The 26,914-nt window shown below is 71.2% G+C and carries 29 protein-coding genes; 12 read left to right on the top strand and 17 right to left on the bottom strand.

The window, feature by feature from the left end; translation table 11 throughout:
• Nucleotides 1–127: 127 nt before the first annotated feature.
• The 4 genes from RTL41_RS09615 (at nucleotide 128) to RTL41_RS09600 (ending at nucleotide 2,643) form a co-directional block, all read left to right on the top strand.
• Entirely contained in the window at nucleotides 128–1,066 is a 939-nt protein-coding gene (locus tag RTL41_RS09615) for a prolyl oligopeptidase family serine peptidase (RefSeq protein ID WP_312163731.1), read from the top strand.
• A gap of 100 nt (nucleotides 1,067–1,166) precedes the next feature.
• Nucleotides 1,167–1,841, top strand: coding sequence for a glutathione S-transferase family protein (locus RTL41_RS09610; protein WP_312163730.1), 675 nt, complete (start codon nucleotides 1,167–1,169; stop codon nucleotides 1,839–1,841).
• Nucleotides 1,838–2,179, top strand: coding sequence for a metalloregulator ArsR/SmtB family transcription factor (locus tag RTL41_RS09605; RefSeq protein WP_312163727.1), 342 nt, complete (start codon nucleotides 1,838–1,840; stop codon nucleotides 2,177–2,179). The genes RTL41_RS09610 and RTL41_RS09605 overlap by 4 nt, the downstream gene beginning before the upstream one ends.
• Complete coding sequence (locus tag RTL41_RS09600; protein ID WP_312163724.1) at nucleotides 2,176–2,643, top strand: SRPBCC family protein; 468 nt, start codon at nucleotides 2,176–2,178, stop codon at nucleotides 2,641–2,643. Before RTL41_RS09605 ends, RTL41_RS09600 begins: the two co-directional genes overlap by 4 nt.
• Nucleotides 2,644–2,652: 9 nt before the next feature.
• Here the strand turns inward: RTL41_RS09600 and RTL41_RS09595 are convergent, their stop codons facing one another.
• On the bottom strand, nucleotides 2,653–2,985 hold the full coding sequence (locus RTL41_RS09595) for an SMR family transporter (protein WP_312163721.1): 333 nt from the start codon (nucleotides 2,983–2,985) through the stop codon (nucleotides 2,653–2,655).
• 123 nt (nucleotides 2,986–3,108) lie between these two features.
• Between RTL41_RS09595 and RTL41_RS09590 the strand changes: the two genes are divergently transcribed.
• Nucleotides 3,109–5,139, top strand: coding sequence for an elongation factor G (locus RTL41_RS09590; protein WP_312163719.1), 2,031 nt, complete (start codon nucleotides 3,109–3,111; stop codon nucleotides 5,137–5,139).
• 160 nt (nucleotides 5,140–5,299) lie between these two features.
• On the opposite strand, the gene RTL41_RS09585 is transcribed toward RTL41_RS09590, so the two are convergent.
• The 3 genes from RTL41_RS09585 to RTL41_RS09575 are packed head-to-tail and all read right to left on the bottom strand — an operon-like array spanning nucleotide 5,300 to nucleotide 8,194.
• Nucleotides 5,300–6,229, bottom strand: coding sequence for a prephenate/arogenate dehydrogenase family protein (locus tag RTL41_RS09585; protein ID WP_312163717.1), 930 nt, complete (start codon nucleotides 6,227–6,229; stop codon nucleotides 5,300–5,302).
• Nucleotides 6,226–7,356, bottom strand: coding sequence for a histidinol-phosphate transaminase (gene hisC, locus RTL41_RS09580; RefSeq protein ID WP_312163715.1), 1,131 nt, complete (start codon nucleotides 7,354–7,356; stop codon nucleotides 6,226–6,228). The genes RTL41_RS09585 and hisC overlap by 4 nt, the downstream gene beginning before the upstream one ends.
• A gap of 31 nt (nucleotides 7,357–7,387) precedes the next feature.
• Nucleotides 7,388–8,194, bottom strand: coding sequence for a chorismate mutase (locus tag RTL41_RS09575; RefSeq protein ID WP_312163713.1), 807 nt, complete (start codon nucleotides 8,192–8,194; stop codon nucleotides 7,388–7,390).
• A 209-nt stretch (nucleotides 8,195–8,403) separates the two neighbouring features.
• Between RTL41_RS09575 and RTL41_RS09570 the strand changes: the two genes are divergently transcribed.
• Nucleotides 8,404–9,000, top strand: coding sequence for a DJ-1/PfpI family protein (locus RTL41_RS09570; RefSeq protein ID WP_312163712.1), 597 nt, complete (start codon nucleotides 8,404–8,406; stop codon nucleotides 8,998–9,000).
• A 114-nt stretch (nucleotides 9,001–9,114) separates the two neighbouring features.
• On the opposite strand, the gene RTL41_RS09565 is transcribed toward RTL41_RS09570, so the two are convergent.
• Nucleotides 9,115–10,143 (bottom strand): DUF2125 domain-containing protein, encoded by a 1,029-nt coding sequence (locus RTL41_RS09565; RefSeq protein ID WP_312163710.1) that lies wholly within the window; start codon nucleotides 10,141–10,143, stop codon nucleotides 9,115–9,117.
• A 37-nt stretch (nucleotides 10,144–10,180) separates the two neighbouring features.
• Between RTL41_RS09565 and RTL41_RS09560 the strand changes: the two genes are divergently transcribed.
• Nucleotides 10,181–10,720, top strand: a complete 540-nt coding sequence (locus RTL41_RS09560; protein WP_312163708.1) for a gamma-glutamylcyclotransferase — start codon at nucleotides 10,181–10,183, stop codon at nucleotides 10,718–10,720.
• A 32-nt stretch (nucleotides 10,721–10,752) separates the two neighbouring features.
• On the opposite strand, the gene RTL41_RS09555 is transcribed toward RTL41_RS09560, so the two are convergent.
• From RTL41_RS09555 to ftsE, 4 genes are read right to left on the bottom strand one after another with little or no spacing between them, the layout of a single operon-like run.
• Nucleotides 10,753–11,463 carry a lysophospholipid acyltransferase family protein gene (locus RTL41_RS09555; RefSeq protein WP_312163706.1) on the bottom strand — a complete coding sequence of 237 codons (711 nt, stop codon included), beginning with the start codon at nucleotides 11,461–11,463 and terminating at the stop codon, nucleotides 10,753–10,755.
• A 5-nt stretch (nucleotides 11,464–11,468) separates the two neighbouring features.
• Complete coding sequence (locus tag RTL41_RS09550; RefSeq protein ID WP_312163703.1) at nucleotides 11,469–12,086, bottom strand: YdcF family protein; 618 nt, start codon at nucleotides 12,084–12,086, stop codon at nucleotides 11,469–11,471.
• On the bottom strand, nucleotides 12,083–12,970 hold the full coding sequence (locus tag RTL41_RS09545; RefSeq protein WP_312163701.1) for an FtsX-like permease family protein: 888 nt from the start codon (nucleotides 12,968–12,970) through the stop codon (nucleotides 12,083–12,085). Before RTL41_RS09545 ends, RTL41_RS09550 begins: the two co-directional genes overlap by 4 nt.
• Nucleotides 12,967–13,683: a cell division ATP-binding protein FtsE gene (ftsE, locus tag RTL41_RS09540; RefSeq protein ID WP_312163699.1), complete on the bottom strand. Its 717-nt coding sequence runs from the start codon at nucleotides 13,681–13,683 to the stop codon at nucleotides 12,967–12,969. The genes RTL41_RS09545 and ftsE overlap by 4 nt, the downstream gene beginning before the upstream one ends.
• Nucleotides 13,684–13,739: 56 nt before the next feature.
• Between ftsE and RTL41_RS09535 the strand changes: the two genes are divergently transcribed.
• Complete coding sequence (locus RTL41_RS09535; protein ID WP_312163697.1) at nucleotides 13,740–14,594, top strand: DUF3426 domain-containing protein; 855 nt, start codon at nucleotides 13,740–13,742, stop codon at nucleotides 14,592–14,594.
• Nucleotides 14,587–15,126 (top strand): phosphoribosyltransferase family protein, encoded by a 540-nt coding sequence (locus tag RTL41_RS09530; protein ID WP_312163695.1) that lies wholly within the window; start codon nucleotides 14,587–14,589, stop codon nucleotides 15,124–15,126. The genes RTL41_RS09535 and RTL41_RS09530 overlap by 8 nt, the downstream gene beginning before the upstream one ends.
• Here the strand turns inward: RTL41_RS09530 and RTL41_RS09525 are convergent.
• The 4 genes from RTL41_RS09525 to argH all read right to left on the bottom strand — a co-directional run bounded on the left by RTL41_RS09525 (nucleotide 15,123) and on the right by argH (nucleotide 19,936).
• Complete coding sequence (locus RTL41_RS09525; RefSeq protein WP_312163693.1) at nucleotides 15,123–16,844, bottom strand: ATP-binding protein; 1,722 nt, start codon at nucleotides 16,842–16,844, stop codon at nucleotides 15,123–15,125. The two genes, RTL41_RS09530 and RTL41_RS09525, sit on opposite strands and share 4 nt — an antisense overlap.
• A 103-nt stretch (nucleotides 16,845–16,947) precedes the next feature.
• Nucleotides 16,948–18,231 carry a diaminopimelate decarboxylase gene (lysA, locus tag RTL41_RS09520; RefSeq protein WP_312163690.1) on the bottom strand — a complete coding sequence of 428 codons (1,284 nt, stop codon included), beginning with the start codon at nucleotides 18,229–18,231 and terminating at the stop codon, nucleotides 16,948–16,950.
• Complete coding sequence (locus RTL41_RS09515) at nucleotides 18,228–18,506, bottom strand: hypothetical protein (RefSeq protein ID WP_312163688.1); 279 nt, start codon at nucleotides 18,504–18,506, stop codon at nucleotides 18,228–18,230. Before RTL41_RS09515 ends, lysA begins: the two co-directional genes overlap by 4 nt.
• Nucleotides 18,506–19,936: an argininosuccinate lyase gene (argH, locus tag RTL41_RS09510; protein WP_312163686.1), complete on the bottom strand. Its 1,431-nt coding sequence runs from the start codon at nucleotides 19,934–19,936 to the stop codon at nucleotides 18,506–18,508. Before argH ends, RTL41_RS09515 begins: the two co-directional genes overlap by 1 nt.
• Between argH and RTL41_RS09505 the strand changes: the two genes are divergently transcribed.
• Entirely contained in the window at nucleotides 19,937–20,566 is a 630-nt protein-coding gene (locus RTL41_RS09505) for a TlpA disulfide reductase family protein (RefSeq protein WP_312163684.1), read from the top strand.
• Nucleotides 20,567–20,754: 188 nt separating this feature from the next.
• Nucleotides 20,755–20,958: a cold-shock protein gene (locus RTL41_RS09500; protein ID WP_312163682.1), complete on the top strand. Its 204-nt coding sequence runs from the start codon at nucleotides 20,755–20,757 to the stop codon at nucleotides 20,956–20,958.
• A 67-nt stretch (nucleotides 20,959–21,025) separates the two neighbouring features.
• On the opposite strand, the gene RTL41_RS09495 is transcribed toward RTL41_RS09500, so the two are convergent.
• Complete coding sequence (locus tag RTL41_RS09495; RefSeq protein WP_312163680.1) at nucleotides 21,026–21,445, bottom strand: helix-turn-helix domain-containing protein; 420 nt, start codon at nucleotides 21,443–21,445, stop codon at nucleotides 21,026–21,028.
• A 620-nt stretch (nucleotides 21,446–22,065) separates the two neighbouring features.
• Here RTL41_RS09495 and RTL41_RS09490 point away from each other — a divergent pair.
• A complete protein-coding gene (locus RTL41_RS09490; protein ID WP_312163678.1) occupies nucleotides 22,066–22,545 on the top strand; it encodes a hypothetical protein in 480 nt (159 codons plus the stop codon).
• 6 nt (nucleotides 22,546–22,551) lie between these two features.
• On the opposite strand, the gene RTL41_RS09485 is transcribed toward RTL41_RS09490, so the two are convergent.
• Genes RTL41_RS09485 through RTL41_RS09475 form a run of 3 tightly spaced genes read right to left on the bottom strand, consistent with a single transcriptional unit; the run spans nucleotide 22,552 to nucleotide 26,875 of the window.
• On the bottom strand, nucleotides 22,552–24,858 hold the full coding sequence (locus RTL41_RS09485) for a CHASE2 domain-containing protein (RefSeq protein WP_312163676.1): 2,307 nt from the start codon (nucleotides 24,856–24,858) through the stop codon (nucleotides 22,552–22,554).
• Entirely contained in the window at nucleotides 24,855–26,159 is a 1,305-nt protein-coding gene (locus RTL41_RS09480; RefSeq protein WP_312163674.1) for a FecR domain-containing protein, read from the bottom strand. The genes RTL41_RS09485 and RTL41_RS09480 overlap by 4 nt, the downstream gene beginning before the upstream one ends.
• Nucleotides 26,156–26,875 (bottom strand): response regulator transcription factor, encoded by a 720-nt coding sequence (locus RTL41_RS09475; protein WP_312163673.1) that lies wholly within the window; start codon nucleotides 26,873–26,875, stop codon nucleotides 26,156–26,158. The genes RTL41_RS09480 and RTL41_RS09475 overlap by 4 nt, the downstream gene beginning before the upstream one ends.
• Nucleotides 26,876–26,914: the final 39 nt, after the last annotated feature.

Raw genomic sequence — 26,914 nt, 5'->3', positions numbered from 1 at the left:
GCGGGCCTGCGCCGCAGCGGCTCGCCCGTTGGCGAACCCGTTCGCCCGTTCACGCAGAAGCGCTGGCGGGGGGAAGAGGCTGGCGGCAATCGGCGGTCTCGCAACATCCCCTGGAGAGCGCCTACAGATGTCCCTGCTGCCCCTGATCGCCGCCCTGGCGGCCCTGTCCTCCGCCTCGCCCGAAGCCGCCCGGACGCCTGCGCCGGCCCCGGCGGCGAAGCCCGCCGACGCGGTCGCCTTCTCGCGGCTGGTCGTACCCGACGGCGAGGGGCCGGCCATTGAGGCCGGGGTGTGGTCGCCGCCCGGCGTGGCGGGGCGCTTGCCGCTGGTGGTGATCTCGCATGGCAACGGCGGCGACTTCCGAAGTCATGAGGATACGGCGCAGGCCCTGGCCGCCGCGGGATTCGTGGTCGCGGCCCTGACTCATACCGGCGACAACTGGCGCGACCAGAGCCGGGCGACCGACGTGGCCGGTCGTCCCCGGCAACTGTCGGTGCTGATCGACTACATGCTGGCGGACTGGGACGGGCGGGCCGTCATCGATCCCGAGCGCGTCGGCGCGTTCGGGTTCTCGGCCGGCGGGTTCACGGTGCTGACCGCGGCGGGGGGCGAGGCGGACCTTTCGCGCATCGAAGGGCATTGCCGCGCCCATCCCGGCTTCTACGACTGCCGCCTGATCGCCGCCCGCCCGGTCGGGCCGGAAAGTCCCCGCTGGACCCATGACGCGCGCATCAAGGCCTTGGTGGTGGCGGCGCCGGCCCTGGGATTCGCCTTTACGCCCGGGCGGCTGGACGCGGTGGCGCAGCCGGTCCAGCTCTGGCAGGCGGCGGGCGACGAGGTGCTGCCGGCGCCCTGGTACGTCGAGCCTGTCCGCCAGGCCCTGCCGACGGCGCCGGAGTTTCATCGGGTCGAGGGGGCCGGCCATTTCGACTTCCTGCGGCCATGCACGCCGCAACTGGCCGCCGCGGCGCCAGAGGTCTGCGCGCCGACGCCGGGGTTCGACCGCGCCGCCTTCCACCTTCGGTTCAACGAAGAGGTGGTGCGGTTCCTGAAGGCCAAGCTCTGATGCGGACGATACTTAGCTCTGGCGGAAAGTTTTTGCTTGCCAAACGCGCTGCGGGATAGTTAGCTATTGCGGAAAGTATTGTTTCCGGGGAGCCGAGCCGATGAGCCTGGTGCTGCATTTCCATCCGCTGTCGTCCTACTGCCACAAGGTGCTGATCGGGCTCTATGAGCGCGGGACGCCGTTCGAGGCGCGGGTGGTCGATTTCTCGCAGCCGCAGGTCCGGGCCGACCTCGAGGCGCTGTGGCCGACGGCGAAGATCCCGCTGCTGGTGGACGGCGAGCGGGCCGTGCCCGAGACCAGCATCATGCTCGAATACCTGGACGCGCATTATCCGGGGCCGCCGATGCTGCCGGCCGATCCCGAGGCGCGGCTGGAGGCGCGGCTGTGGGACCGCCTGTTCGACCAGTACGTGATGACGCCGATGCAGGAGATCGTCGCCGACCGGCTGCGGGGCGAGGGCGAGAAGGACCCGCGCGGGGTGGAGAACGCCCGCGAGATGCTGGTGATGGCCTATGGCCTGATCGAGCGGCACATGGCAGGCCGGACCTGGGCGGCGGGCGAGGCCTTCAGCCTGGCCGACTGCGCCGCGGCGCCGGCGCTGTTCTATGCCGGGATCGTCGAGCCGTGGGGCGAGGACCAGGGCGAGCTGGGCGCCTATTTCGAGCGGCTGCTGGCGCGGCCCTCGGTGAGCCGGGCGATCGAGGAGGCGCGGCCGTTCTTCGAATACTTCCCCTATCGCGAGCTGATGCCCGCGCGCTTCCTGGAGGAGGCGTGAACGCGGCCGGCGAGGGGCTGGACCGGGTGTTCACGGCGCTGGCGGATCCGGGCCGCCGGGCGATGATCGACCGGCTGGCGCAGGGGCCGGCCTCGGCCAGCGAGCTGGCCCGGCCGCTGACCCTGGCGCTGCCCTCGGCGATGAAGCACCTGGCGGTGCTGGAGGCCAGCGGCATGGTCAGCTCGCAGAAGGCCGGGCGGGTGCGCACCTATCGGCTGGCGCCCGGCGCCTTCGCGGCGCTGGAGGCCTGGGTGGCCAAGCGCAAGCAGGCCTGGAGCGCGCAGTTCGATCTGCTGGACGCCTATCTGGCCCAGACCAAGAGCGGAGACGACCAATGACCTCGGCGAGCCATACCAGTTTCGTGATCGAGCGCCGGTTCGCCGCGCCGCCGGCGGCGGTGTTCGGCGCCTGGGCCGACATCGAGGCCAAGCGCCGCTGGTCGGACTGCCATACCGACGAGGGACAGACGGAGCTGACCATGGATTTCCGCCCCGGCGGCCGCGAGAGCTATCGCGCGGTGCTGGAGGGCGGGGTGCGGCAGAGCGTCGAGAAGGTGTTCTTCGACATCGTCTGGAATGAGCGGATCGTCTTCGCCTACGACATCGAGGTCGGCGGCAAGCGATTGTCCGCCTCGCTGGTGACGGTGGAGTTCAGCGCCGAGGGCGAGGCGACCTTCATGCGGCTGACCGAGCAACTGGCCTATTTCGACGGCCATGACGACCTGCAGGAACGCATCCGCGGGACCAGGGAGGGGCTGGACCGGCTGGCCCTGGACCTGGAGACCGGAGGGGCTCCGCACTGACCGTCAGGGTCAGCGCCCCGCGCTCCTGGAGAAGATGTTGATCACCAGCACCCCGGCCAGGATCAGGCCCATGCCGAGCAGGGCCGGGGCGTCGAGGCGCTGCTTGAACAGCACCCAGGCGATGGCGGTGATCAGCACGATGCCGACCCCCGACCAGATCGCGTAGCCGACGCCGACCGGCACCGTCTTCATCGAGTGCGACAGGCACCAGAAGGCCAAGCCGTAGCCGACCGTGGTGATCACCGAAGGCCCGAGCCGGGAGAAGCTGTCGGAGGCCTTCAGGGCGGTGGTGGCGATCACCTCCGCGACGATGGCCAGGCCCAGCCACGCATAACCGTTCATCCCAACTCCCCATCGAACTCGGCGCTTGTGCTGATCGCAAGGCGGGTGGAAGCATATAGGCGGTCGGGGTCACAAGCGCCCGCTGCCAAGAGGCGGGCGCCCTCACGTTTGGGAGGGCCTGCAATGGGCAGACCAGGTTCCGGCGCCGCACGCGCCATCGCCCTCGTCGGCGCGGCGGGAGCCGGTAAGACAACCCTCATGGAAGCCATGCTGTTCGCCGCCGGCGCCATTCCGCGCCAGGGCGAGGTGGGCGCCGCCAGCGTCGGCGACGCCAGCCCCGAGGCGCGGTCGCGCGGCCAGTCCATCGAGTTCAACGTCGCGGGCTTCGAGTTTATGGGCGACCGCTATGCGGTGATCGACTGTCCCGGATCGCCGGAGTTCGCTGGGACCGAGGACTATGTGCTGCCGGCGGTGGACCTGGCGATCATCGTCGCCGATCCGAACCCGACGCGCGCGCACCTGCTGCAGCCGATCTTCAAGGAGCTGGAGGCGCGGCGCACGCCGCATGCGGTGTTCGTCAACAAGATCGACCAGGCGCGTGGCGGGCTGGACGAACTGATGGCGGCCCTGGCCCCGGCGTCGGGGAACCGGCTGGTGGCGCGGCAGATCCCGCTGGTCGAGAAGGAGCACGTGACCGGGTTCGTGGACCTGGCGCTGGAGCGGGCCTTCGTCTACCGGCCGGGTCAGCCGAGCCAGCAGGTCGACCTCAGCGGCGACGTCGCGGCGCTGGAGGCCGATGCGCGGTTCCACATGCTGGAGCAACTGGCCGACTTCGACGACGAACTGATGGAGCAGCTATTGTCGGACCTCAGCCCCAGCCAGGACGCGGTGTTCGCCGACCTGGTGGCGGACCTGGCCCAGGGGCTGATCACCCCGGTGTTCTTCGGCTCGGCGCTGAACGGCTTCGGGATCCGGCGGCTGCTGAAGGCGCTGCGCCACGAGACGCCGGACGTGATGGCCGCGGCGGCGCGGATGGGGCTGGACGGGCCCTGCGCCTATGTCTTCAAGACCTCCTACGCCGGGCAGGCGGGCAAGATCGCCTATGCCCGCGTGATGCAGGGCGAGCTGGCCGACGGCCAGGAGCTGACGCTGGGCGAGGGCGACAAGGCCCGGGCCGGCGGCCTGACCACCTATTCCTCGCCCGCCGGCCGCAAGACCGACAGGGCCGGCGAGGGCGAGGTGGTCGCCATCGGCAAGCTGGAGGCGGCGATGCCGGGCATGGTGGCGTCGATGGACGGCAAGGCGCGGCGGCTGGCCGATCCGGCCTTCCCGCCGGCGACGCTCTATTCGATGTCGATCTCGGCCAGGGACCGCAAGGACGACGTGCGGCTGTCGGCGGCGCTGAGCAAGCTGGCCGAGGAGGACCCGGCCATCGTCATCGCCCAGGACCCGGCGACCCAGGAGACCATCGTCTCCGGCCGCGGCGAGGCCCACCTGCAGGTGCTGCTGGAGCGGCTGAAGCGGCGGTTCGGGGTGGAGGCGGCGACGGGCCGGCCCAAGGTCTCCTACCAGGAATCGCTCCGCAAGCCGGTCACCCAGCGCGGGCGGCACAAGAAGCAGACCGGCGGCCATGGCCAGTTCGGCGACGTGGTGCTGGAGATCCGGCCGCGGCCGCGGGGCGAGGGCTTTTCCTTCTCGCAGAAGATCACCGGCGGGGTGGTGCCCAAGCAGTGGATCCCCTCGGTCGAGCAGGGGGTGCGCGACGCCATGGAGCGCGGGGCCTTCGGGTTCCCGGTGACCGACGTCGAGGTGGTGCTGGTCGACGGCTCGTACCACAGCGTCGACTCCTCGGAGATGAGCTTCCGGGCGGCCGGGCGGCTGGCGATGAGCGAGGGCCTGCGGGCCGCCGCGCCCTATCTGCTGGAGCCGGTCGAGAAGCTGACCATCCATGCGCCGCAGGCCTCGACCTCGAAGATCACCCAGGCGGTGTCGGCGCGGCGCGGCCAGATCCTCGGCTTCCAGCCGCGCGAGGGCTGGAGCGGCTGGGACGAGATCGAGGTCTGCCTGCCCCGGGCCGAGCGCCAGGACCTGATCATGGAGCTGCGCGGCCTGACCCAGGGCCTGGGCGAGTTCACCGCCGAGTTCGACCACATGGCCGAGCTGCCCGGGAAACTGGCCGAGCAGGTGGCGAAGGGCGAGCAGCACGCGGGTTAGGGGACAAGGACCCAATTGGTGTCATCCCGGAAGGCGCGGAGCGCCTGTCCGGGACCCATTCGCGCCGCGCCTGACGAATGAGGCGCGGCCGCGCCAGGGCCTGAACCATCGGGTGTTCATGGATCCCGGTCTTGCTCCGCAAACCGGGATGACACCCTAGCTAATGCTTGCCGCGGTCGCGGCCGAAGTTGGGTTCGGCGCTTTCCTGGCCGGCGGCGATGATGCCGCGGCGGATGTCGCGGGTGCGGCTGAAGAGGTCGTAGAGCTTGTCGGCCTCGCCCCAGCGGATGGCGCGCGAAAGGGCCTGGAGGTCCTCGGTGAAGCGGCCGAGGATTTCCAGCACCGCGTCCTTGTTGGCCACGAACACGTCGCGCCACATGGTCGGGTCGGAGGCGGCGATGCGGGTGAAGTCGCGGAAGCCGCCGGCCGAATACTTCATCACCTCGGCCTGGGTGACCTCCTCCATGTCGGCGGCGGTGCCGACGATGTTGTAGGCGATCAGGTGGGGCAGGTGGCTGGTGACGGCCAGGACCAGGTCGTGGTGGCCGGCGTCCATCTGCTCGACATTGGCGCCCAGCGCGCGCCAGAACTCGGCCAGCCGGCCGGTGGCCTCGACATAGGCGTCGTCGTCGCGGGCCTGGGGCGTCAGGATCACCCAGCGGTTCTGGAAGAGTTCGGCCAGGCCCGCGTCCGGACCCGAATGCTCGGTGCCGGCGATCGGGTGGCCGGGGACGACGAAGACGTTTTCGGGCAGGGCCTTGGCCAGGGCGTCGGCGACGCTGCCCTTGACCGAGCCGACGTCGGTGACCGTGGCGCCCGGGTTCAGGGCGCCGGCGGCGGCCCGGGCGGCCTCGCCCATCGCCAGGACCGGGACGGCGAGGACCACGAGGTCGGCGTCCTTCACGGCCTGGGCGATGTCGCCGGTGACCTCGTCGGCGTAGCCGAGCTCGATGATGCGGGCGCGGTGCGCCTCGCTGGCGTCGGCGACGAAGACGTGGCCGACCACGCCGGCCTCGCGGGCGGCGCGGATCACCGAGGAGCCGATCAGGCCGCAGCCGATCACCGCCATGCGCGGATAGATCACGCTCATGCGGCGGCTCCATTCATGAATTCGGCGAGGGCGTCGACCACGGCGCGGTTGTGCTCTTCCAGGCCGATGGTGATGCGCAGGTGGTTGGGCAGGCCATAGCCGGCCACGTAGCGGGTGATCAGGCCGCGGGCGCTGAGGAAGGCGTCGGCCTCTTTCGCCGTCCTGCCGGGCGTGGCCGGGAAGCCGACCAGCACGAAGTTGGCGGCCGAGGGCAGGGGCTGGAGGCCAAGGCCGCCGAGCTGCTGGGCCAGCCAGGGACGCCACCGGTTGACCAGGTCGAGCGAGCGGCGCTGGAAGTCGTCGTCGCCCAGGGCGGCGACGGCGGCGAGCTGGGCCGGGATGTTGACGTTGAACGGCAGGCGGATGCGGTCGACCGCGGCGGCCATCTCGGGCGGCATGTAGGCCCAGCCGACGCGCAGCGCCGCCAGGCCGTGCAGCTTGGAGAACGTGCGGGTGACGACGACGTTCTCGAACTCGCGGACCATCGACATGCCGTCCTCATAGGCCGGGTCGTCGCAGAACTCGGCATAGGCGCCGTCGAGGCAGAGGACGACGCTGGGCGGCAGGCCGGCGTGCAGGCGGCGGATCTCCTCGCCCGAGTTCCAGGTCCCGGTCGGGTTGGCCGGGTTGGCGACGAAGACGATGCGGGTGCGCTCGTCGACCAGCTTGAGCAACTCGTCCACGTCGATGCGGTAGCCGGGCTCGGGCGCCATGCGCACCTGCGCCTGGCAGGCGCGGGCGCCGATGGCGTAGGCGCCGAAGCCGAACTCGCCCTGGACGATGTTGTCGCCCGGCTCGAGGAAGGTCTGGTTGAGCAACTGGAAGATCTCGTCCGAGCCGCAGCCGAACAGCAGGCGTTCGGGCTCCAGGCCGTACCTGGCGCAGATCGCCTCGCGCAGCAGGGTGCTGCGGCCGTCGGGATACATCTGCAACTGGTCGAAGGCGGTGGAGAAGGCTTCGCGCGCCCGTGGGCTGGAGCCGAGGATGTTCTCGTTGGCCGACAGCTTCAGCGGATGCTCGACGCCCTCGACCTGCGACTTGCCCGGCACATAGGGGGCGATGTCGAGGATGCCCGGCTTGGGCGTGGGGCGGGGCGCGGCGGCGCGGTCGAGAACGGTGTCGGACATGGGCTCGGCGGCGATGGGAGGAGGCGCCGTCTTACACGTCCATCGGCGCCGGCGCAGCCCCGATGACGCCGCTGAGCCGGCCGGGCGCACGGGCCAGGCGCTCGTCGTTCGGCTGGTAGAAGCCCATGAGGGCGAACAGCTTGAGGCCGCCGACGTCGGCGATCAGGTCGCCGGCGACGCCGTCGCGGCCCAGCGCGTCCTCGATCGCCTGCACCGAACCGGGGGCGTCGGTGACCCAATAGGTGACGTCGGCGCCGGTCGGCTCGACCTCGACCTCGGCCACGGCGAGGGCCGCGAGCGGGCCCCAGGCCGAGAGGCAGGGCAGGGCGGCGAAGATCTTCAGCTTCGGCTCGGCCAGCAGGCGGCCCCACCAGGGCGTCTCGGACGAGAGCGCCAGCACCGCGACGCCGCCGAGCGTCCTGGCCGCCGCGATCGCTTCTTCCGGCTTGGCGACCTGGCGCAGGGCCGGGGCGGCGCCGAAGCGCAGGCGTGCGCCCTCGACCGCGCGGCCGGACTCGCGGCCGCCATAGACGGAGATGTGGAACGGCCCCTGGCGCGAGAGGCTGTCGCCGATCAGCTCGCGCCAGACGCGGACCACCAGGCTGGGGCGGGCGGCGTTGCGCGGCGTGTCGAGCAGGGCGCGCAGGAGTTGGGCCTCGCGGCCCGGGCGCAGGGCGAACTTGCCCGAGTCGCCGGCCGCGGCCTTGGCGGCGGCGACCTGCACGGCCAGGCCCGCCCGCTCGTCGACCAGGGCCAGGAGCTGGGCGTCGATCGCGTCGATGCGCGCACGGACGGCTTCCAGGCTGGGCGCGGCGGTCTTGGGATCGGCCTTGGCCATACTTTCCCCCGAAAACGAAGGTTCGGCGCATAGGTCATCGCAGCCGAAGGCGCAATAGGCCCCTTCGCCGCAAAAAAGTTGCACGGGAAACCGGTTGCCGCAGCGGCGGCGGGGCGGAGGGCCGTTCGGAGCGCGCCAAGCTGCTGACACGTTCGGGCGCCGGCCGGGGGCATGGTGCGTTTCAGTCAAAGCCGAGCAGGAGCATTCTCATGGGCAAGCACATCGCCTTCATCGTCATCGACGATTTCGCCGACTGGGAGCCCGCCCACCTGAGCGCGGCGGTGCGCACCTATTTCGACGGCTCGACCTCGTTCCACACGCCGGGCGGCAAGCCGGTGACCTCGATGGGCGGCATGACCATCGCCCCCGGGAACGCGGTCGAGGACCTGAGGCCGGACGCCTATGACGCGCTGGTGGTGGTCGGCTCGGCGGCCTGGATCGGCGCGGACGCGCCCGACGTCTCGGCGGCGCTGCAGGCGGCCGACGAGGCCGGCAAGGTGGTGGGGGCGATCTGCGCCGGGACGCTGGCGGCGGGGCGGGCGGGCCTGCTGGACAGCCGCCGGCACACCTCCAACGCCCTGGACTTCGTGCAGGAGAACGCCAGCGGCTATCGCGCCTGGGACCTCTATGTCGACACGCCCGCGGCGGTGCGCGACGGGACGCTGGTGACGGCCGCCGGCTCGGCCCCGGTGACCTTCACGGTCGAGGTGCTGAGCGCGCTGCACCCCGAGCACGCCGAGGGCCTGGAGCGGTTCCGGGCCATGTGCGCGGCGGAACTGGCGGGGTCGTTCCTGCGCGTAGCTTGATCACGAGGCGTCATCCCGGAAAGCGGCGATGGGGCGCGGCCGAGCCGGGTTCTGGTCCATCTGGTGTTCATGGGTCCCGGTCTTGCTGCGCAAACCGGGATGATACGTCGGGTGCTAGTAGACCTTGGGCGCCGGGCCGATGGCCACGGGGCCGAGCGTGGTCTGGCCGGCCTGGAAGGTGACGTTGGCGCGGGCGACGTTGTCGTTTCCCTGGCGCGCGGCGGCGACGGCGGAGGCGGCCATCGCCGCCTCGGGACGGATCGCGCCGGTCTGGGCCATGGCGCCCAGGGCCTTGGGCGCCTCGCGCAGGGTCACGTCCAGCGCGCCGTTGAGGCGGCCGTCATAGCCGACGCTCAGGACGCCCGACTGCGCGCCGAGCACCGCCTCGCCGGCGGTGATCCCGGCCTGGCGCACGGTCATGCGGCCGCCCGCCGTGGTCCAGCCGCGGACCGCTTCGGGCCAGTCGGCGCCCCTGAAGGCGCTGACCTTGGAAAGGAGCGAATCCCAGGAGATCGAGACCGGCTTGCCGTCGGCGATGCGGGCCAGCAGCCCCGAGAGCTGGGCCTGGCCGGCGTCGACCTTGAAGAACAGGGCGGCCTGGTCGTCGGGGCCGGGACGCAGGTGGAACTCGACCTTGTCGGCGGCCGACAGGGCGAACGGCTGGGCGCCGGCGGCGGGGGCGAAGCGGAGCTTGATCCCCTCGAACGAGAAGTTGGGCAGCGGCTTGTCCAGCTCCGAGAGGCTGGCGTGGATCACCTCGCCGCTGACGTTCACCGCCCCCCCGACCGGTCGGGTGAAGGTCGCGCCCTGTGGGGCGGCGATCACCCAGGTCGACAGGCCGTGCAGGAAGGCCTGGCCCTCGAGCCGGGGCGTAGCGAGCGCCCAGCCGGACGGCTCGCGGATGCGGGCGTCGGCGAGCTGGACGTTCAGCCGGAAGGGATAGCCGTAGATCTTCCGCTCGCCCCAGCTAACGTCGTAGCCGGCCTTGCGCAGCCGCTCGGCGCCGGCGTCCAGCCGCTTGGCCGCCTCGCCGCGGGCGTGGACCCAGAGGCCGCTCCAGGCGAGCGCCGCGACGCCGGCGATGACGAAGGGCGCATAGAGCGCGATGCGTCGGGGTTTGCGGTGATGCGCGGGATCGGGCACAGGGGAGGAAGGCGGGGCGGATTTATCGCGGCGGGCCATGTCGGTTGAGCGTTGGGTCTTCGGTTACGGGTCGCTGATGTGGCGTCCGGGGTTCGAGTTCATCGAGCGCCAGGGCGCCACCCTACACGGGCGGCGGCGCGCCTTCTGCATCTATTCGGTGCACCACCGCGGCACCTACCAGCGGCCGGGCCTGGTGCTGGGCCTGGCCCCCGGTGGCGCGGTGCGCGGGGCGGCCTATCGGGTGGCCGAGGAGAACTGGCCCGAAACCTACGCCTATCTGCGCGAGCGCGAGCAGCCGACCGAGACCTATGTCGAGGCCAAGGCCAATATCCGGCTGGCCAACGGCCACCGGGTCGAGACGCTGGTCTTCCTGTCCGACGTGCATCATCCGCAGTGGGCCGGGGCGCTGTCGCTGGAGAAGCAGGCGGAGCTGATCGCCGGGGCGCATGGCCTGTCGGGACGCAATGTCGACTATCTGCGCGACCTGGTGGTCCACCTCTGCGAGATGGGCGTGCACGACCCGGTGATGGAGAAGCTGCTGGGCATGGTCGAGGCGCGCGAGCTGGCGGGGCGCTGAGGGGAGAAGGGCGAGTCTTCGCCTGTCTCGGGCTACAGCGTCAGCAGCTTGTTCGAGGCGGTTTCGGTGCGGTCCTGCAGGGTGCGCATGAACTCGGCGCGCTTGAGGCCGGGCTGGATGGGTTCCAGGTACTCGAAGACGATGGTCCCCGGCTTGCGGGTGAAGCCGTGCTTGGGCCAGTGGACGCCGGCGTTGGTGGCCACCGGATGCACGGGAACGTCGATCTCGCGGTAGAGCGCGGCGATGCCGGGCTTGTAGTCGGGCGGCGCGCCGGGGGCGGTGCGGGTGCCTTCCGGGGCGATGATCACCTGGCGGTTGTCGGCGAAGCGTTCCTGGCTGTCCTTCACCAGCTTGCGCAGGGCCGCGGAGTGGCCCTCGCGGTCGACGACGATCATCCTGGCCTTGATCGCGTACCAGCTAAAGAACGGAATCCACATCAGCTCCTTCTTCATGACGAAGCAGGCGTCGGGCATGAAGGCGAACTGGGCGAAGACGTCGAACATGCACTGGTGCTTGGGCGCCAGCAGGGCCGCGCCGGTCGGCATGTGCTCGCGGCCGCGGACCTCGACCCTGATGTCGCAGACCACGCGGAGCAGGACGATGATGCCCTTGGCCCAGCCGCGCATCATCGCCGTCGTCCAACTGCGCGGGCCGGGCAGCACCACGATCGCGCAGCCGACCGCGACCAGCACGGACCACAGGTAGAACAGGGCGGCGAACAGGAGGGAGCGGACGGTCGTCAAGCGGTTCAGCCTTTCTTCGGCGCCGCCGCGTCGCTGCGGGGGCCAAGACCCAGGACCGCCTCGCGGCCGAGGATCGCCAGATATTTGCAGTATTCGGTCACCATCAGCCGCGCCGCGCCGCTGGTGCGCCACCAGCGGCCGGCGTTCATCACCGAGGTGGCGACCGGGTAGGGGGCGAGGCGCTTGCCCGGCATGGCGCCGCGCAGCTCCAGCATGGCGCGGGGCATGTGGTAGTCGGCGGTGACCACGATCAGGCTGTCGTAGCGCATGGCGCGCGACCACTCCTGGGTCTCGCGGGCGTTGCCCAGGGTGTTGGCGGCGTCGAAGCCGAGGTCGACGCAGCAGTCGTAGAGCCGGCGGGCGGCGCGGCTGACGACGCGGATGTCTTCGCGCGAGGCCTCGCGGCTGACGCCGGAGACCAGCATGCGCCGGGCCTTGCCCTCGGCCAGCAGCTCCATGGCCGCGCCGATGCGCTCGTTGGAGCCGGCGCCGGTCAGGGCGACGACCCCGTCGGCGGGGGCGGGCGAGGGGGCGGGCGTCGAGCGTTCGACCCGCTCGGCGAAGGCCAGCAGGCCGGCCGCCCAGATGGCGGCCAGGACGAGCAGGGCGGTCAGACCCTTCACGCCAGCTCCCGGATCATCGACTGGGCGGTGAAGCGCGCGGCGAGCGCGGCCACGGCGCCGGCCGCCAGCGGCGCGGGCAGGACGGACAACAGGTCGATCCAGGCGATCGGCAGCACCGGCGTCAAACCCTGGCCTCCCCCCGCCAAGCGTAGCATGGCCCCCATGATCGCCGCGCCGCCGGCTCCGAACAAGCCCGCGGTGGCGGCCATGCGGGCGAAGCGGAGCTGGAACAGGCCGGCGATGAAGCCGTCCTCGGCCCCGGACAGGTGCAGGACCTCGACCACCTCGCGGCGGGCGGCCAGTCCTGCGCGGGTGGCGAAGGCGACGACCGCGGCGGCGGCCAGGGCGATCAGGCCGAACACCGCCAGCCCGGCCCAGCGGGCCATCCGCGCCGCGCGCTGGATGTCGGCCATCCAGACCGAGTGGTCGTCGACCACGGCGTCGAGCCCCTGGGCCTTCAGCGCCTGGTCGAGGGCCTGGGCGCTGGCGGGCGCCTGGCGGGTCAACTGGACGCCGACCAGGCGCGGCACGGGCAGGTCGGAAAGGTCGGCGTCGCCCAGCCAGGGGGCGATCAGGGCCTCGGCCTTCTCCTTCTCGATGGCGCGGGCCTCGGCCACGCCGGGCACCCCGGCCAGGGTCTCGGCCGCGCGGGCGGCGGCGCCGTCGGGCGTCTCGTTGGCCTTGGGGCGGACGATGACCGTCGCCTGGCCTTCGAGCTGGTCGGTCCAGTCGTGGGCGGCGCGGTTGGCGGCCAGCACGGTCAGCAGGGTGAGGCAGGCCAGGAAGCAGAGCACCGCGACCACGAAGGTCAGCGACCCGTCGCGGGAATCGGTCTCCGGCAGGAAGGGGGCGGGGCGCCAGCGGGCGACGTCGAAATCGCTCATCGGCGCTCCCTCGGCGTGGTCAGCCGGCCGGCGTCCAGGTGCAGCACCGGCATGCCCGAGCGGGCGACCAGGTCCTGGTCGTGGGTGGCGAACAGCACGGTGGTCCCCAGCCGGTTCAGCTCGACGAACAGCTTGAGGATGCGCAGGGCCATGTCGGGATCGACATTGCCGGTCGGCTCGTCGGCCAGCAGGATCTCGGGGCGGTTGACTACGGCGCGGGCGATGGCCAGGCGCTGCTTCTCGCCGCCGGCCAGGGTGGCGGGCATGGCGTGCATGCGGTCCTTGAGGCCCACCCAGGCCAGCAGCTCGGCCACGTCGTCGCGATAGGTGTCGGGCTTGCGGCCCTCGATGCGCAGGGGCAGGGCGGTGTTGTCGAACACCGACAGGTGCTCCAGCAGCTTGAACTCCTGGTACACCACCCCGATGCGGCGGCGCAGGAAAGGCTGGTTCTCGCGCGCGATCGTCGAGACGTCCTGGCCGAACAGGTGCATGAGTCCCTTGGACGGCTTGGCCGCCAGGAACAGGAGTTTGAGCAGCGAGGTCTTGCCCGCTCCCGACGCGCCGGTGACGAAATGAAACGACCCCGGCTCCAGGGAAAAGGTAAGGTCCTTCAAAGTCTCGGGGGCACGACCATAGCGCATCGAAACATCATCGAAGCGGACAACGGCGTGATCGGCGTCGGTGGCGCCTGTGGCGTTCGGGTTTCTGGACATGGGGGCCGAAATCGGCGACCTCGGTGGAGGTTGCTGGAGCGTCCGATTCGGCTGTCATGATACTGACCTGTCCAGACTGCGCCACCAGCTATTTCGTGGACGATTCCAAGATCCCCGCGGAAGGCCGGTTGGTGAAGTGCGCGAGTTGCGGCGCGCGCTGGACCGCGACTGCAGAAATCTCGCTGGAACTGGAAAATTCCCCTGAGGAAGGCGCGGTCGCCCGCGAGCGGACGCCCGAGCCGCAGGACGACAAGCCGCCGCACGCCCTGAGCGGCGACGAGCTGCCCAAGGCGTTCCGCGCCAGGGCCGACACCGAGCGGCGGGTGCGCGAGGCGGCGGCCACCGGCGTCATCTGGGCGGGGATGGCCGCGGCGCTGGTGCTGATGGTCGCCCTGGCGATCATCTTCCGGGTCGACGTGGTGCGGCTGTGGCCGCGGACGGCGAGCGCCTATGCCGGGGTCGGCCTGCCGGTGAACAGCCTGGGGCTGGTGATCGAGGGCGTGCGGTTCGAACCCTCGCTGCAGGAAGGCCACGCGGCGCTGTCGGTGTCGGGCATGATCCGCAACATCGAGAACGAGCCGGTGGTCACCCCGCCGCTGCGCATCAGCCTGCTGGACGCCGAGGGCAAGGCGGTGGCGACCAAGATCGCGCGGCCGGCCGACGCCCGCATCCCGCCCGGCGAGACCCGCCATTTCGCCATCGCCCTGCTCGACCCTCCGGCCACGGCCAAGGAGCTGGAGGTGGCGTTCGCCCCGCGCGAGCCGGTGAGCGTCCGCGTCAGGCAAGGCGATCCCGCCCCGGCCTCCGAGCCGGCGCCCGGCCCGGCCCTGCGCCCCGCCGCCGCCCCGACGCCGGTCGAGGCCCAACCGCTGCCGCCCGGCAGCCCCGACGCCCTGCCCGGCCATGAGTGACACGCCCGAAACCCGCGCCCCGACCGTGCTGCTGACCGAGCAGGAGGTCGCCGGGCGCGTCGAAGCCCTGGCCCGCAGGATCGCGCCGGCCATCGACGACGACACGGTGGCGGTCTGCCTGCTGACCGGGGGGCTGTGGTTCGCCTCGGACCTGACGCGGGCCCTGGCCCGGGCCGGGCGGTTCGTGCGGTTCGACGCCCTGTGGCTGGCCTCCTATGGCGACGAGCGCGCCAGCCTGGGGCGCTGCGAGGTGCGCGCCGACCTGCAGCGGCCGCTGTCGGGGCGCACGGCCCTGGTCATCGACGACGTGATCGACACCGGCCTGTCGCTGTCGGAGGCCCAGCGCCTGGTCCGCGACGCCGGCGCGGCCCGGGTGCTGACCGCGGTGTTCGCCAGCAAGCCCTGGCCGACGCCGCGGGCCATCGCGCCCGACTTCGTGGCGTGGGAGGCCCCGGCCCGGTTCCTGGTCGGCTACGGCATGGACGCGGCCGGCGCCCTGCGCGGCCTGCCCTATATCGGCGCGCTCGACTAGGCGGCGCTGGCCCCCAGGATGGCGATGCGATCGGCCCTGGCGCACCAGGCGGCGACGGAGAACATCAGCTCGGCCGGCTGGATCGGCTTGGGGTGGACGTCGTCGAAGCCCAGGGCGACCAGGCGCTCGCACTCGTCCGACATCGCATCGGCGGTCAGGGCCAGGACCGGGACGCCGGCCGGGCCGGCTTCGCCGAGGCGGATGCGGCGCAGCGCCTCGATCCCGTCCATGCGCGGCATGTGGACGTCCATCAGCACGAGGTCGAAGCGCCCGGCCCGCAGTTGATCCAGTCCTTCGATCCCGTCGTCGGCGATGCTGACCGCCGCGCCGCCGGCCTCCAGGATCGCCCTGGCGACCGCCTGGTTGACCCGGTTGTCGTCGACGACCAGCACGGTGCGCCCCTCCAGGCTGACGCTCTCGCCCGCGGCTTCGGCGGCGCCGGGCGCCTCGCCCGCCGCCAGCGGCAGGGCGACGCGGAAGGTGGAGCCGGCGCCGGGCTCGCTCTCGACCGAGATCTCGCCGCCCATCATCGTGGCGAGCTGGCGGCAGATCGACAGCCCCAGGCCGGTGCCGCCGAAGCGGCGGGTGGTCGAGGCCTCGGCCTGGGAGAAGGCCTGGAACAGCTTTTCCTGCTGGTCGCGGCGCATGCCCAGGCCGGTGTCGGCGACCACGATCTCGACGCCCTGCGGCGCCAGCGGGCCGATGCGGACGGCGACCGCGCCCTGCTCGGTGAACTTCAGGGCGTTGGAGATCAGGTTGAGCAGGATCTGGCGCACCCGGACGGGATCGCCGACCAGCCAGGCCGGGGTGGCGGGATCGATCTCGAAGGACAGCTCCAGGCCCTTCTGGCGGGCGGCCTCGCTCCAGAGCAGGTGGGTCTGGCGGCCGAGCTTCTCCAGATCGAAGCCGACGCATTCGAGGTCCATCTTGCCGGCCTCGATCTTCGACAGGTCGAGGATGTCGTTGAGGATGGCCATCAGGCTGTCCCCCGACTGGACGATCATGTCGAGATAGTCGGCCTGCCGGCGGCTGAGCCGGGTGGCGGCCAGGGCGTGGGCCATGCCCAGCACCCCGTTCATCGGCGTGCGCAGCTCGTGGCTCATCATCGCCAGGAAGGCCGACTTGGCGCGGCTGGCCTCCAGGGCCTCGGCCTGGGCCTTCTCCAGCGCCAGGGCGTTGGCGCGGATGGTGCGGGCGACATTGACCACGCAGGCGACGAGCGCGGCGAGGGACGCCAGCACGATCACCAGGTCCATGCCCCTGAACCCGCCGAACAGGGTGGGCGACAGGCTCATGGCCAGCAGCGGGAACGGCGCCAGGAACACGAAGGAGGCGCGACTGAGCGAGGTGTACTTCAGCGACGAGATCAGCAGGCCGAACAGCATCAGCAAGGCCGCGAACTGCAGGGCCGGTCCGCCCCGGATCCAGCAGACGGCGGCCATGGCCGACCACGACGCGCCGTAGAGGACGATCGGCGCCAGCCGCTCGACGCGCGGCACGGCCTGGCCCAACCGCTCGAAGCGGGCGCGGGCGACGATCAGCCAGGCCTCCAGGACCAGGCTAGCTGCGACCCAGCAGAGCAGGGCGAGCGGCCCGAGCGCCACGAGCAGCAGCATGCCGGCCATCACCGACATGACGATGCGGTGCTTCCAGCTCTGCTTGGTCATGTCCAGGGTGGCGCCCGGACGGCCGTCGTCGACTATATCTTTCCAATGCACTCGCAGAGCCTGCCGCTTGTTCCCCAGCGACCCTATGGCCCAGCTCGTGTGGTAAGGATTAACCCCGGGGGACCGCCCCCATGAATGCAGGGCGATCGCCCGGCTACTGCCAGGGGGCCGGGGTCTCTTTCGACAGCATGTCCTCGTAGGTCGGGCGCGGGCGCACGACGGCGTAGGCGCCGCCCTTGACCAGGACCTCGGGGACCAGCAGGCGGCTGTTGTACTCGCTGGACATCACCGCGCCGTAGGCGCCGGCGCTGAGGAAGGCGACCAGGTCGCCGGCCTGCAGCGGCGGCAGGGCGCGCTCGCGGGTGAAGGTGTCGCCGGTCTCGCAGATCGGGCCGACCACGTCATAGACCACCGGCTCGCCCTGGCGCGGGCGGACCGGGACGATCTCGTGATAGGCGTCGTACATGGCCGGGCGGATCAGGTCGTTCATCGCCGCGTCGAGCACGACGAACTTCCGGCCCTCCGGCCGCTCGTGGATATGCTGCACCTGGGCCAGCAGGACGCCGGCGTTGGCGGCGATCATCCGGCCGGGCTCGAAGGCGTAGCCGATGTCCAGGCCCTTCATCGTCTTGGCGATCATCCGCGCATAGTCGGCGGGCGTGGGCGGCTCGGGCTGGTTGAAATAGGGCACGCCCAGGCCGCCGCCGAGGTCGAGGCGCTGGACCGCCAGGCCCTCGCCGCGCAGGCGCTCGACCAGGCCGCGCATCTTCGCGAACGCCTGGGCCATGGGTTCGAGGTCGGTGATCTGGCTGCCGATGTGGCAGGTGACGCCGACGGGGTTCAGGCCCGCGTCGTTGGAGGCGTTGGCGTAGAGGCGTTCGGCCTCGGAGAACGAGACGCCGAACTTGTTGTCCGACTTGCCGGTGGAGATCTTGGCGTGGCCGCCGGCCGAGACGTCGGGATTGACCCGGATGGCGATGGTGGCGCGGGTCCCCAGCGACTGGGCGACCTGGCTGGCCAGCCGCATCTCCGGCTCGGACTCGACATTGATCTCGGCGACGCCCGCCTTGAGCGCGAAGGCGATCTCGCCCGCGGTCTTGCCGACGCCGGAGAAGACGATCTTCTCGGCCGGAACGCCGGCGGCCAGGGCGCGGCGGACCTCGCCCTCCGAGACGGTGTCGGCGCCGGCGCCCAGCCGGGCGAGGGTGCGCAGCACCGCCAGGTTCGAGTTGGCCTTGACCGCGAAGGCGATCAGCGGATCGCCGCCGTCGTCGCCCCTGATCCCCTCGGCGACCAGGGCGTCGCGCAGCACCGTGTAGTGCCGCTCGAAGGTGGCGCTGGAATAGACGTAGACCGGCGTGCCGACCGCCCGGGCGATGTCGGCGAGGGATACGCCCTCACAGAAGAGCTCGCCGCCCTTCAGCTCAAAATGATTCATCTCGGGTTCGCGTAGGGGTCGGGCAGGGCGCCTTGCGGGGCGCTGGCGGTCGGGTTCTGGGCGGAGTCGATCGGCAGGGTGCGCGGCGGCGCGGGCCGGTCGTCGCGCGTGCGCGGGTCGACCGTGCGCACCGAGCGGGCCGGATCGGCGCCGGCGTCGGCGCCCGAGCCCTTGCCGAACATCGGTCCGGGCCGTTCCAGCTCGCCCATCTTGCCGCAGCCCGCGAGGGCCGCCGCGCCGATCAGGGCGATCGTGGCGAGGGGGTGAAGTTTCATCAGAGCTTCTCCTTCCAACGCGCGATCTGGGCGCGGACCTGCTCCGGCGAGGTTCCGCCGTAGCTCTTGCGGCTGGCGGCCGACGCCTCGGGCGTCAGCACGTCATAGACGGCCGCGGTGATCCGCGGCTCGATGGCTTGCAGTTCGGCCAGCGGCAGGCCGGGCAGGTCGACGCCCAGGCTTTCGGCCTGCTTCACCGCCGCTCCGGTCACATGGTGGGCGTCGCGGAACGGCATGTCGAGGGTCCGCACCAGCCAGTCGGCCAGATCGGTGGCGGTGGAGAAGCCGGCCCCGGCCGCGGCGGCCATGCGCTCGGCGTTCGGCTCCAGGTCGGCGACCATGCCGGCCATGGCGGCCAGCGACAGCTCCAGGGCGTCGAAGGCCTCGAAGGTCGGGACCTTGTCCTCCTGCATGTCCTTCGAATAGGTCAGCGGCAGGCCCTTCATCACCACGGTGAGCTGGGTCAGCGAGCCGAGGATGCGCCCGACCTTGGCGCGGATCAGCTCGGCCGCGTCGGGGTTCTTCTTCTGCGGCATGATCGAGGAGCCGGTGGTGAAGGCGTCGGTCAGCTTCACGAAGCCGAACTGCGGCGTCATCCAGATCACGATCTCTTCGGCCAGGCGCGACAGGTGCACGGCGCAGAGGGTGGCGGCCGACAGGCTCTCCAGGGCGAAGTCGCGGTCGGAGACGCTGTCGAGCGAGTTGGCGGTCGGGGCGGCGAAGCCCAGGGCCTGGGCGGTCGCATGGCGGTCGATCGGGAAGGGCGAGCCGGCCAGGGCCGCCGCGCCCAGCGGGCACTCGTTCATCCGCGCGCGGGCGTCGGCGAAGCGCGAGGCGTCGCGGCCGAACATCTCGACATAGGCCAGCAGGTGGTGGCCGAAGGTCACCGGCTGGGCCGGCTGCAGGTGGGTGAAGCCGGGCATCAGGGTGGCGGCGTGCGGCTCGGCCTTGGCGACCAGGGCGCGCTGCAGGGCTTGGACCTGGGCGATCGTGCGGTCGCAGGCGTCGCGGACCCAGAGCCGGAAGTCGAGGGCGACCTGGTCGTTGCGCGAGCGGGCGGTGTGCAGGCGGCCGGCCGCCGGGCCGATCAGCTCGCGCAGCCGCGCCTCGACGTTCATGTGGATGTCTTCGTACTCGTCGCGGAAAGGGAAGGTCCCGGCGGCGATCTCGGCCTCGATGGCCTGGAGGCCGCCCTGGATGGCCGCTGCGTCCTCGCTTGTAATCACGCCTTGCTTGAGCAACATCGCGGCGTGCGCGCGGGACCCGGCCAGGTCCTGGGCCGCAAGCCGCTTGTCGAAGCCGATGGAGACGTTGATCGCCTGCATCAGTTCGGCCGGCTTGGACGAGAACCGTCCGCCCCACATGGCCTGGCCCCCGTCTTGGGGCGCTTGCGCCGGATCGCCGGCGCCAGTCGAGGAAGAGTGCGTCATATGAACGAGAAGTCTGCTGAGAAAGCCGTTGGCGAGCCCAAGGCCTTCCCGTTGAAATGGGTGCTTCGGGGCGTCGCCGTCGCCGGCGTCGCCGCGGTTGTCTACATCATCGTCCAGGCTTCTATAAACCCCCAGCGGGAAAGCGACCTGAAGTCGTTGGCCAAGGGCGAGATGGCCAAGTTCGTGGTTCCGGTCGAAGCGGCCCCCGCGCCGGCCACCAGTTTCCTCGACGCGAACGGCGCCACGAAGCGGATCGCCGACTTCAAGGGCCAGGTGACGGTGGTCAATCTGTGGGCGACCTGGTGCGCGCCCTGCGTCATCGAGATGCCGACCCTGGCCAGGCTGGCCGCCAGCTACGAGGGCAAGCCCGTCCAGGTGGTGGCGATCAGCGTCGACCGGCCGCAGGACGGCGACAAGGCCCGCGCCTTCATCGCCAAGCACGCGCCGCTGGCCTTCTATCACGACCCGAACATGGCCCTGCCGTTCGCCTTCAAGCCGCCGGCGGCGGGCATGCCGACCACGGTCGTCTATGGCGCCGACGGGGTCGAACGCGGCCGGCTGGCCGGAGATGCCGATTGGTCGGGCAAGGACGCCAAAGCCCTGATCGATAAAGTCCTGGCGGAAAATTGAACCGCGTTCTCTGTTGACCGGCCAGCCTGGCCGTGTGCAAAAATTTGCCCCGCAATCCGGACTTGGGCCTGCAGACGTTCATCCCCCCCGCCTTTGCGGACCGAACCAGCCTTCCCAGACTTGAGATTGTTTCGGGCCGTGTCGTGCGCGGCCTTTTTCGGAACGCTAGTCAGGGAGACGAAAGCGTTATGGCCACCGGGACGGTCAAGTGGTTCAACACCACCAAGGGTTACGGCTTCATCCAGCCGGACAATGGGAGCAAGGACGTCTTCGTCCACATCTCCGCGGTCGAACGGGCGGGCCTGCGCGGTCTGAACGAGGGCCAGAAGGTCGAGTTCGTGGAACGGGAGGAGCGCGGCAAGATCGCCGCCGTCGACCTCAAGCCGCTCTAGGCGCCCGACGCGCACCCAAGTTCACGACGGGCGCCAACCGGATTGGCGCCCGTTTTCTTTTGCGTCCCTAGGCCACTTCCTTCTGACGGGTCTTCTGGCCGGCCTCGGGGTCGGTCATGACGCGCAGCAGGTTGACCAGGGAGGACCTGGCTTCCTGCGGCAGCCGCTCGAAGGCGCTCAGCAACTCGAGCGCGCCCGGCGTGCGCATGCGGCTGAGCAGGTCGACGTCGCCATCGCCGGCCGGGGTGTCCAGGACGTCCATCAGGTCCACAACCCGGCATCGCAAGGCTCTTGCAATCTGAACGAGCCGGGAGAACGAGATCCGGTTGGCGCCGTTCTCGTACTTCTGGATCTGCTGGAAGCTTACGCCGCACTGTTCGGCGAGCGCTTCCTGCGACATGCCGATGGTCCTGCGCCGGATCCTGACCGCCGCGCCAAGCGCCACGTCCATCGGATCGGGGGTCTTGTTGGAAGGTTCAGCAGACATTGTGGTCTCCTCACCCAAATCGTCCGCCAGCGGAATGAAGGCTCCGAGGTTCGTTTTGGATTCAAGGAAGTTAAGGCCGATAATTATCCTTTGAAAAGAGTACTGTTGGCTTCGGCGGCGATGATTGCCGAGCATGCTCAGCGAACGTGTTTCCCGGACGCCGAGTACTCGTGGTCCGAAAGCTTCGTCCTGCGAATAAATCGGGGGCTGTAGCTGCGCCGTGACGCCGAAAAGCGGGCGAAGTCATCCCAGGATCGTTGATCACTCAGCGATTTCCTGGTTGTGGTCGAGCTCGAAAGGCGAGGCGAACGCGTTCGACACAACCGTCGAGAACTCGCCCTATGGGTGAGCTCGGCGACGATCTGAAGCAGGGCGGACGGCGCGCGGAAAGATCTCCGCAACGCCCTAACTGGTTGTATGTCGCGGAAATCACGCAAATTACAGACAGCCGAAGCTGGCGGTGGGATTTGGATCTACCTGTGGGCGAAGGCGCGCGCGCAGCCGAGCGCAGGCGTCTGGCGCCGAGCAGGTCATTTACTGGGAAGTCAAAATCGACATACTCAAGCCATGCTCAAGGCAAGACTGATATGCGAATAACGCCGTTATGGTGTGCTGGCGCTTTGCTCTTGGCAGGTTGCGTCTCCAACAGGATCGATGTCGTCGAGACCGGCGTGCGGCCCGATCTGGCCGGCCGCGGCCTGGCGCTCGCGCCCGCCGTCGACGGTGAGCCGGACCTTGCGCGGCCGGTGGGGGCCAGGCTGGAGGCCGCCGGCCTGCCGGTGCGCGAGGCCCCGGGGCAAGGCTATCTGGTCGAGGTCAGCTACAGCGAGCGCCCGCTGAAGGTCGGGGCCTATGCCGGCCCGCGGCCGGCGGCGGACGCCGAGCCCGCGGCCTGGGTGGCGCCGCCGCAGACGCGGCGGTGGTGGTGGGCGCCCCAGCGCGTCCGGCTCTGCACGCTGAGCGCCCGCGTCGTCGACGCGGCCTCGGGGGGCGAGGCCTATCGCGTGCGGGCCAGCGCCCGCGGCCGCCAGCCCGACTGCGGCGAGGCCGGCGAGACCCTCAGCGCCGCGGTGGCGGCGAAGCTGGCCGCGACGCCCTAGCCAGGCTCAGCCGCCGGCCAAGGGCAGGGTGATCGTGAAACGCGAGCCCTGGCCCGGCGCGCTGGCGCAGTCGATGCGCCCGCCGTGGCGCTGGACGACGGCGTGCACGAAGGAGAGGCCGAGGCCGACGCCGTCGATGCGCTCGCCGCCCTTGGGCCGCGCCCGCTGGAAGCGCTTGAAGAGGTTGGCGACCTGGGCCGGGCTCATGCCTTCGCCCTGGTCGGCGATCGTGCAGATCGCGCCGGCCTCGCCGACCTGGACCGCGCAGTCGACCCGTCCGCCCGCGGGCGAATACTTGATGGCGTTGTCGACCAGGTTGATCAGCGCCCGGGTCAGGTGCGAGCGGTCGGCCTCGACCAGGACCTCGCCGTCGGCGCCGGAGGTGGTGACGCTCACCCGCTGGGCGGAGGACTGCGGCCAGAGGTCGTCGACCGCGTCCAGCAGCACGTCGCCCAGGTCGACGATCTCCAGGCTGTAGGTGTCGGCCTCGGCCCGCGCCAGGTTCACGAAGTTATCGGCCAGGGACAGGGTTCGGCGGGCGTAGCCGGCGATGCGGTCGGCGAGCGGCCCGGCGATGGCCTGCGCCTCGGAGCCGCCGAGCAGGGTGAGGATCGAGACCTGCGGCGAGCGCATGTCGTGGGTCAGCAGCTCCAGGATGCTCTCGCGCTGGCGGCCGGCCTCCTTCAGGGCGGTGACGTCGGTGAAGCGCACGATCCAGCCGACCGGCGCGCCCCCGGCCTCGCTGAGCGTCGTGCGGCGGATGGCGAAGCTGCGGCCGCCCTCGACGGTCAGCTCCAGGTCGCCGGCGGCGTCCGAGCCGATGAAGTCTTCGGGCTGGGCTTCGGGCGCCAGGGCCGTCAGCAGCTCGGCGACCGGCCGGTTGGCGGGGTCGAGGCCGGCGCCGCCGAACAGGGCCTCGGCCTCGCGGTTGGCGATCAGCACCTTGCCGTCGAGGGCGGTGACCAGGGTGGCGTCGGGCAACCCCTGCAGCGCGTCCAGCACCTGGCGGCGCAGGTCCCGGGCCCGGTCGATGGCCGCGTGCATCAGCGCCACCTGGCGGTCGATGACGTCGGTGGGCGGGCCGCCGGGGCGCTGGGTGAGGGCCGAGAGCAGGTCGGGCTCGCGCGAGAAGGCCCGCAGTTCCTGCAGCATGTAGGCGCTGGTGGCTTCCAGCCGTCGCCAGCTCCACAGCGGATAGACCAGCAGCAGGCCGGCGAGGGCGGCGGTGGGCGGCGCCCAGACCCTGGCCTGGAGCAGCAGCACGGCGCTGGCCGCCAGGGTCATGGCGAGCAGCGCGCCGCCCAGCAGCAGGTTCGCGCGCGGCCGCAGCAGCAGGAAGCCGGCCAGGGCCAGGGCCAGCGGCGTCAGCGAGAACAGCAGCAGCTTGCCGGGGCCGGCCGGGCTGATGGCCTTGCCGGTCAGCAGGGTGTCGAGCAGGTTCGCCTGCAGCTCGACGCCGGACATGATCTCGGTGTGGTTGGAGAGCGGGGTGGCGTAGCGGTCGCCCAGGCCGTCGGCGGTGGCGCCGACCAGGACCAGCTTGCCCTGCAGGAAGGCGGCCGGGGTCGCGCCGTTCACGACGTCCACGAACGAGATCGTGCGGAAATGGCCCGGCGGGCCGGCGAAGGAGATCAGCAGCGGCTGCTCGCGGACCAGCGGCGCCCGGGCCGGGCCGGCCGCCGCGCCGGCGCCGACGGGCGCGGGCAGGCCCGAGGCGGCCGCCTGCATGAAGGCCATCAGGTGGGGCCAGGCGCGCGCGCCGTCGCGCTCGACCATGTAGGCGCGCCGGATCACCCCGTCGCCGTCGAAGTCGACATTGACCTGGCCAAGGCCCGCGGCGGCCCGGGCCAGCGGCGCGATCGGGGCGAGCAGTTCGTAGGGCGCGCCGTCCGGGCCGGGCACGTCGAAGGTCAGCGGCAGGTAGACCGGCGAGGCGGCCGCCAGCGCCCGGGCCAGGGCCTCGTCGGCGCCGGGGACGGCCTCGGGCTCGACCATCAGGACGTCGTAGGCGATGGCCTTGGGCCGGGCCCTCGCCAGGGTTTCCAGCAGCGCGTGGTGGCGCGCGCGCGGCCAGGGCCAGCGGCCGAGCTGGGCGATGCTGCGGTTGTCGATGGCGACGATGACGATGTCGTCGTGCGGCGCGCGCACGCCCCATTCCGACACCGTGTCGAAGACGACGTTGTCGGCCCGCTCGGTCGCCCGGCTGAGCGCCAGGAACGCCACCAGCGCCGAGGCCGCGAGGGCGACGAGCGCCCATTCGGCGATGACCCTGCGCCGCGCGGCGGCCTTGGCGATGGGCGCGCGGCGCGTCAACGACCGATTTCGAACCGCTCGAGGGGAGTCCATTTCTCGTAGTAGCCCCCGCGCGCGAAGGTGCGCGACATCACGCGCCAATTGTACACACCGGGGGGCAGGTCGGTGATGGTCAGTTCCTGCAGCGTCAGGCCGGCCTCGTCCACGACCGGGGCCTGCGCGCCCTCGCGCAGCAGTTGGAGGCGATAGGTGCGCTCGCCCAGGCCGCCCGACTGCCAACGGAACTTGTAGCGCCGCACGCCGCCTTCCTGGGTGCTGGTCGGCGCATCGGTCCGCAGCGTGTTGAGCCGCCGCTCGAAGGCGTAGGTGGCCGGCAGGCCCAGCAGGCCGTTGTCGTCCATGGCCGCCAGCCGCAGGAAGTAGACGCCGTCCGGCAACTCGCCCAGCGCCAGGTCCGGGCCGTCGGACGAGGTCTCGTCCAGCACCTCGACGAAGCCGGCGTCGGCCGCCAGCCGCACGTGATAGCCGAGGGCGGCGGCCGGGGCGCTGATCTGGAAGCGCACGGTCTGCTCGTCCTGCACGCGGCCGGGGTCGGCGAGGCTCGGCGCGGCGGCCAGACTGATCGGAGCCGAGACGCCGGCCGCGGTGGTCACCGCGCCATAGGCGGCGGCGAGCGTGGCGCCCTGGTGTTCGCCGGTGACGGCGACGACGCCCTCGATGACCTCGGTGCTGGCGCGGGCGGCCTGGTCGTCATAGGCGACGCGGAACTCGGTGCCGCGCACGGCCGACACCGACATCGGCGTGCGCACGGTGTAGCTGTCGCGCGGATCGCGCAGGGGGGTGACGTCGGACTCCAGGCGGCCGCTCTGGACCTCCAGGTCGCGGCGCACGACGCCGGTCATCTCCACGATGCTCATCTGGCCCAGGCGCACGCGGCTCTGGGAGGGAACCGACAGATGCGTCCCGTCGGGCAGGTCCAGCCGCAGGAAGGCGTTCGGGCCGGTGGTGACGACCACGCCCTCCTTGAGCATCATCCCGGTGGACACCGGCAGGGTCCTGCCGCCGGCGGTGACGGTGACGGCGCCGCGGAAGCCGGCCACGCGGGCCTCGATCGGGGTGATGCGCAGCAGGCGGGCGGGCACCTTGAGCTGGGTTCCGACCCGCAGCCGGCGCGGATCGGCGACCCGGTTCAGGCGCTGCACCGCGCGATAGTCGCCCCCGACGAAGTAGCGCTGGGCCAGCTCGTAGAGCGTATCGCCCTGGCGCACGACATAGCGTTCGACCGGCTCGGCCGACAGCGCCGGTGCGCCGGCCAGCGCCTGAAACGCGAGCCCCGCCATCGCCGCCTTGGCCCAGTTCATTCGGCGGCCTCGTCCACGGCGTCTTCGGTCAGCCGCTCGAGGCGGTAGCCGTAGCTGTAGACCGGAGCCAGCCGGTAGCCGTTCTGCGGGCGCAGCTCGAGCTTGGTGCGCACGCGCGAGATGTGCATGTCGAGGGTGCGGGTCGGCAGGTCCGGGTTGCGGCCCCAGATCGCTTCGAGGATGTGGCCGCGCGACAGCGCGCGGTGGATGTTGCGGAACAGCAGCAGCGCCAGGCCGAATTCCTTGGCCGTCAGGGTGACGAGTTCGCCGTTCCGGGTCGCCTGCTCGGCGGGGAGGTTGAAGCGGTACTCGCCATAGGTCTCGATCCCGCCGCTGGCCCGGTCGGGATAGCTGCGGCGCAGCAGGGCGTTGACCCTGGCCAGCAGCACGCCCGGCTGGACCGGCTTGACCACATAGTCGTCCGCGCCGCCGTTCAGCCCGGCGACCACGTCGGCCTCGGACGAGCGGCTGGTCAGCAGCAGGATCGGCGGGCTGGGCGTGAGGTTCTTGTGCGCCCAGGCGACCACGTCCAGCCCGCTCATGTCGGGCAGGTTCCAGTCGAGGACAAGCAAGTCGAAGGTTTCCCGACGCAGCGCCGCGATCAGCGGCGTCGCCATCTGGAAGCATTGACAGTTATGCCCCCCGCTCACCAGCAGGCGAGCAATCGCCTCTCTCTGGGCGTCGTCGTCTTCCAACGCCGCAATTCTCATACGCATGCTCGATCGCGACCGTCATCGACGTCGCAAAGCGCCGAC

This window comes from Phenylobacterium sp., from assembly GCF_031984885.1.
Taxonomy (GTDB): domain Bacteria; phylum Pseudomonadota; class Alphaproteobacteria; order Caulobacterales; family Caulobacteraceae; genus Phenylobacterium.
The sequence above is the reverse complement of the archived record's forward strand: the minus strand, read 5'-3'. Positions and strand labels throughout refer to the sequence as shown.